The sequence below is a fragment of the Zongyangia hominis genome (assembly GCF_014385095.1).
Lineage (GTDB): Bacteria > Bacillota > Clostridia > Oscillospirales > Ruminococcaceae > Zongyangia > Zongyangia hominis.
In genome coordinates, this window is record NZ_JACRTC010000015.1 from 1 (window position 1) to 6,263 (window position 6,263).

Annotated in this window: 4 tRNA genes and 3 rRNA genes; all 7 read left to right on the top strand. The window is 51.7% G+C overall.

From position 1 onward, the window contains the following. Nucleotides 1-340 precede the first annotated feature (340 nt). Nucleotides 341-1,871: ribosomal RNA gene (locus H8709_RS11700) — 16S ribosomal RNA — on the top strand. 177 nt (nucleotides 1,872-2,048) lie between these two features. Then, nucleotides 2,049-2,124: transfer RNA gene (locus H8709_RS11705), tRNA-Ala, on the top strand. A 46-nt stretch (nucleotides 2,125-2,170) separates the two neighbouring features. Further along, a tRNA-Ile gene (locus tag H8709_RS11710) sits at nucleotides 2,171-2,247 on the top strand. A gap of 369 nt (nucleotides 2,248-2,616) precedes the next feature. Next, a 23S ribosomal RNA gene (locus tag H8709_RS11715) occupies nucleotides 2,617-5,454 on the top strand. Nucleotides 5,455-5,684: 230 nt separating this feature from the next. Then, a tRNA-Lys gene (locus H8709_RS11720) sits at nucleotides 5,685-5,760 on the top strand. Between the two features lie 161 nt (nucleotides 5,761-5,921). Next, nucleotides 5,922-5,996 (top strand) — tRNA-Glu (locus H8709_RS11725). Between the two features lie 147 nt (nucleotides 5,997-6,143). Then, nucleotides 6,144-6,260 (top strand): 5S ribosomal RNA (gene rrf / locus H8709_RS11730). Together the 16S, 23S and 5S rRNA genes with 4 tRNA genes alongside form the textbook arrangement of a ribosomal RNA operon. Nucleotides 6,261-6,263 lie beyond the last annotated feature (3 nt).

Sequence of the window (6,263 nt, forward strand, 5' to 3'; positions counted from 1 at the left end):
AAAAAAGGGATTGACAGGGGGGAGGGCGTATGGTAAAATAAATGAGCTGTCCGGGAAAAGGACGGGCGGGAGCCCGGAAACGAAAAGGCAGCAAAAAAAAGAATGGGAAATATATTGACACCACGTGGGAAATGTGGTACAATATAAGTCCTGACCGGGTGAGACCCGGCAGACGGACCTTGAAAATTGAACAACATTTGAACCAAGAATGACCCTTGGAAATGAATTTGAGTAGAGTAATTCTACGGACGAATCACAAAGCAAAAGCTATGTGTTCGTGAAAGCTTGGAAAAAGCTTTGTTTAATGATTTGAAGCGCAGGAATGCGTTTTAGATACCATTTAATAAAGAGTTTGATCCTGGCTCAGGACGAACGCTGGCGGCGCGCCTAACACATGCAAGTCGAACGGAGCTATTTTGGTGAAGTCCTTCGGGATGGAACTGGCTTAGCTTAGTGGCGGACGGGTGAGTAACACGTGAGCAACCTGCCTCTCAGAGGGGGATAACGTTTGGAAACGAACGCTAATACCGCATAACATAACAGAATCGCATGGTTTTGTTATCAAAGGAGCAATCCGCTGAGAGATGGGCTCGCGTCCGATTAGATAGTTGGTGAGGTAACGGCCCACCAAGTCGACGATCGGTAGCCGGACTGAGAGGTTGATCGGCCACATTGGGACTGAGACACGGCCCAGACTCCTACGGGAGGCAGCAGTGGGGGATATTGCACAATGGGCGAAAGCCTGATGCAGCGACGCCGCGTGAGGGAAGACGGTTTTCGGATTGTAAACCTCTGTCTTCAGGGACGAAACAAATGACGGTACCTGAGGAGGAAGCCACGGCTAACTACGTGCCAGCAGCCGCGGTAATACGTAGGTGGCAAGCGTTGTCCGGAATTACTGGGTGTAAAGGGAGCGTAGGCGGGGATGCAAGTTGAATGTTTAATCTATCGGCTCAACTGATAGTCGCGTTCAAAACTGCAACTCTTGAGTGAAGTAGAGGTAGGCGGAATTCCTAGTGTAGCGGTGAAATGCGTAGATATTAGGAGGAACACCAGTGGCGAAGGCGGCCTACTGGGCTTTTACTGACGCTGATGCTCGAAAGCATGGGGAGCAAACAGGATTAGATACCCTGGTAGTCCATGCCGTAAACGATGATTACTAGGTGTGGGGGGACTGACCCCTTCCGTGCCGGAGTTAACACAATAAGTAATCCACCTGGGGAGTACGACCGCAAGGTTGAAACTCAAAGGAATTGACGGGGGCCCGCACAAGCAGTGGAGTATGTGGTTTAATTCGAAGCAACGCGAAGAACCTTACCAGGTCTTGACATCCAGAGAATCCACCAGAGATGGAGGAGTGCCTTCGGGAACTCTGAGACAGGTGGTGCATGGTTGTCGTCAGCTCGTGTCGTGAGATGTTGGGTTAAGTCCCGCAACGAGCGCAACCCTTACGATTAGTTGCTACGCAAGAGCACTCTAATAGGACTGCCGTTGACAAAACGGAGGAAGGTGGGGATGACGTCAAATCATCATGCCCCTTATGACCTGGGCCACACACGTACTACAATGGTGATTAACAGAGGGAAGCAATACCGCGAGGAGGAGCCAACCCCTAAAAATCATCTCAGTTCGGATTGCAGGCTGCAACCCGCCTGCATGAAGCCGGAATTGCTAGTAATCGCGGATCAGCATGCCGCGGTGAATACGTTCCCGGGCCTTGTACACACCGCCCGTCACACCATGAGAGTCGGTAACACCCGAAGTCAGTAGCCTAACCTTTTAGGAGGGCGCTGCCGAAGGTGGGATTGATAATTGGGGTGAAGTCGTAACAAGGTAGCCGTATCGGAAGGTGCGGCTGGATCACCTCCTTTCTAAGGAGAACCGGTTTTCACTGACGTGAAGACCAAAAGCCTTAGATCCTTTTTAAAAGGGTCAGTACAAGGGAAAAACGAAGTTCAAATGTTGTTTGATTTTGAGGGTCCGAAAGGAACCTTGAAAAGGGAAGCGAAGAGAGAAGCGGCGGTAAGGCCCCGAAAGTCTCCTGCCATGGGGGTGTAGCTCAGCTGGGAGAGCACCTGCCTTGCACGCAGGGGGTCAGGAGTTCGAACCTCCTCATCTCCACCATAGGGAGGCCCGGGGAAGGCCGAACAAACCGCAGCTTTAAAGACATGGGCTCATAGCTCAGGTGGTTAGAGCGCGCGCCTGATAAGCGCGAGGTCGGTGGTTCGAGTCCACTTGAGCCCACCACCGCCTAGCGGCGGGGCAAGACGCGGAGAAGTGCGAAGGGAAACCGGAGCGCGATGACGCGGCAAAACCCAACGCAAAAGCGGAAAAAGCTTTCCAAATGCGAAGAGCAAGAAGAACTGTGAATTGGACGGAGCCTGAACGCGGGCAACCGAGCGAAGGAAACGGACGAGACACAGATCGTGTCATGCTCAGCGCAGGTGTACCTTGAAAACTGAATAACGAAATATTAACTGCGAATGAGGTAATATTTGTAAAGTATTCAAATATCTTTTTAAGATAAATGGGTAAAAAACTACAAGTAGCCGAGAGTTAGTAAAACAATTCTCATTAAGGGCAATCATTCAAGAGAACCAAAGGATTTAAACATAAGGTCAAGCTAAAAAGGGCGCAGGGCGAATGCCTTGGCACTGGGAGCCGACGAAGGACGCAGCAAGCTGCGATAAGCCACGGGGAGCCGCAAGCAGGCATTAATCCGTGGATTTCCGAATGGAGCAATCCACCCGGAGTCATGTCCGGGTATCATATGCTGAATTCATAGGTATATGAGGGGAACCGCCTGAACTGAAACATCTAAGTAGGGCGAGGAAAAGAAATCAACCGAGATTCCGCAAGTAGTGGCGAGCGAACGCGGAGGAGGCTAAACCATCGGTAGCAATACCGGTGGGGTTAAGGACTGCATTTAGCATTGGCAATTGCTAGGAGAAGCGCATGGGAAGGCGCACCGAAGAGCGTGAGAGTCGCGTATCCGAAAGCGAAAGCCAGCGAGCAGGATCCAAAGTACCGCGGGACACGTGAAACCCCGTGGGAAGTCGGGGGGACCACCCTCCAAGCCTAAATACTACCCAGTGACCGATAGTGAATAGTACTGTGAAGGAAAGGTGAAAAGCACCCCGGGAGGGGAGTGAAAGAGAACCTGAAACCCTGTGCCTACAAGCACCGAGAGCACGTCAAAGTGTGATCGGGTACTTTTTGTAGAACGGTCCGGCGAGTAAATGTATGTAGCAAGGTTAAGCACTTCAGGTGTGGAGCCGAAGGGAGACCGAGTCTGAATAGGGCGTCGAGTTGCATGCATTTGACCCGAAACCGGGTGACCTATCCATGGTCAGGTTGAAGTGGAGGTAAAACTCCATGGAGGACCGAACCGACCTCCGTTGAAAAGGCGGCGGATGAACTGTGGATAGCGGAGAAATTCCAATCGAACTCGGATATAGCTGGTTCTCCCCGAAATAGCTTTAGGGCTAGCCTCATGAAAGATTACCGGAGGTAAAGCACTGAATAGGCTAGGGGCCGAGAGGTTACCGAACCTTATCAAACTAAGAATGCCGGATAATCGATTCATGGGAGTCAGACTACGTGAGATAAGTCTCGTGGTCAAAAGGGAAACAGCCCAGACCCACAGCTAAGGTCCCCAAGTCATGTTAAGTGGAGAAGGATGTGGGGTTGCGAAAACAACCAGGATGTTGGCTTAGAAGCAGCCATACATTAAAAGAGTGCGTAATAGCTCACTGGTCGAGTGACCCTGCGCCGAAAATTTAACGGGGCTAAACATGACACCGAAGCTTGGGCTGCATACGTAAGTATGCGGGGTAGGGGAGCGTCGTATGAGGGGTGAAGTCGTAGCGGAAGCGGCGGTGGACTTCATACGAGTGAGAATGCCGGAATGAGTAGCGAGAATTATGTGAGAATCATAATGGCCGAAAGTCTAAGGTTTTTGGAGGAAGGTTCGTCCGCTCCAAGTAAGCCGGGAGCTAAGGTGAGGCCGAGAGGCGTAGCCGATGCACATACGGTTGAAATTCCGTAGCCGCCAAAAGATTTAAACTGAGGGACACTTAGGAAGTCCATGACCCAGGCGTTGGTAGCCCTGGGCGTAAGGGACCGAAATTAGAGTAGGGAAGCATGGATGGAATGAGGCGAGAAAAGCTCAGCGTATATCTGAGGCGCCCGTACCGCAAACCGACACAGGTAGATAGGAAGAGAATTCTAAGGCCAACGGGAGAAGGGTTGTTAAGGAACTCGGCAAGTTGACCCCGTAACTTCGGGAGAAGGGGTGCTCACGAGAGTGAGCCGCAGAGAATAGGTCCAGGCGACTGTTTAGCAAAAACACAGGTCTCTGCTAAATCGAAAGATGACGTATAGGGGCTGACACCTGCCCGGTGCTGGAAGGTTAAGAGGAGATGTGCAAGCATTGAATTGAAGCCCCAGTAAACGGCGGCCGTAACTATAACGGTCCTAAGGTAGCGAAATTCCTTGTCAGGTAAGTTCTGACCCGCACGAATGGTGTAACGATCTGGACACTGTCTCAACAACCCGCCCGGCGAAATTGTAGTACCGGTGAAGATGCCGGTTACCCGCGACAAGACGGAAAGACCCCATGGAGCTTTACTGTAGCCTAATATTGGATTTCGGTATTTCATGTATAGGATAGGTGGGAGACTGAGAAGGAAGCACGCCAGTGTTTCTGGAGTCGATGTTGGAATACCACTCTTGAAGTGCTGGAATTCTAACCTGCGGCCGTGAATCCGGCCGGGGGACATTGTTAGGTGGGCAGTTTGACTGGGGCGGTCGCCTCCAAAAGAGTAACGGAGGCGCTCAAAGGTTGGCTCAGCATGGACGGAAACCATGCTTTTGAGTGTAAACGCGTAAGCCAGCCTAACTGCGAGACTGACGGGTCGAGCAGTAACGAAAGTTGGAGTTAGTGATCCGGTGGTATGTGAGTGGAAATGCCATCGCTCAACGGATAAAAGCTACCCTGGGGATAACAGGCTGATCTCCCCCAAGAGTCCACATCGTCGGGGAGGTTTGGCACCTCGATGTCGGCTCATCGCATCCTGGGGCTGTATTCGGTCCCAAGGGTTTGGCTGTTCGCCAATTAAAGCGGTACGCGAGCTGGGTTCAGAACGTCGTGAGACAGTTCGGTCCCTATCTGTCGTGGGCGTAGGATATTTGAAAGGAGCTGTCCCTAGTACGAGAGGACCGGGATGGACGCACCTCTGGTGCACCAGTTGTCACGCCAGTGGCACAGCTGGGCAGCTAAGTGCGGATCGGATAAACGCTGAAGGCATCTAAGCGTGAAGCCGGCCTTAAGATAAGATATCCCACTGAGTAATCAGGTAAGACCCCTGGAAGACTACCAGGTTGATAGGCTCAAAGTGTAAGCATGGTGACATGTTCAGCTAGCGAGTACTAATCGGTCGAGGGCTTGACCTAAGTGTAAATCCTTTGTTTAACAGTTGATTCCTTCGTTATTCGGTTTTGAGGGTACTCCTACCGGAGTGGCTGACGCGCTTTTGGTGCAAAGAGAAAGAAAAGTCTCGATGCCCACGATGAAGGCGCATGGCAGCAATCCTCTTAGTTTTAACGCGACACTGTACGCGACATGTGCGCTGATGTTGCCGATACGCTGCAGCGCGGATTGGCAGCGGACACTGTCCGCATATGCGCCATTAGCTCAGTTGGTAGAGCAGCTGACTCTTAATCAGCGGGTCCCGGGTTCGAGTCCCTGATGGCGCACCAAAAACAGTGCGTTGTCATTTGTCCTGAGTCCGGAGCAGGAGAAGCAGGAAAACTGAAAACCAATCGCACAGCGCTTTCGCTTGTGCTCTTGGACAGGGACTCCTCGCGAGAAAACCTGCCCCCGGCAGCTTTTAAGCGCTCGGACTGATGGCGCACCAGATGGCCCGTTGGTCAAGCGGTTAAGACTCCGGCCTCTCACGCCGGCAACGCGGGTTCGATTCCCGCACGGGTCACCACCGATAGTGACAAAAAGCAAACGCTTTTGTTGAGATATATGCGTTGGAAGACGCCCTCCACCGGTAGGTGGTTTGACAGATTGATTCATCTTTTCTCAAGATGTTTCATATATATATATGGTTGGGATAACGTTCCCGTTGTCCTTTGCCGGTGCCTATTGCGATGAGGTCCCACCTGTTCCCATACCGAACACAGTAGTTAAGCTCATCTGTGCCGAAAATACTTGGTGGGTGACTGCCTGGGAAGATAGGTCGGTGCCGGCTTCT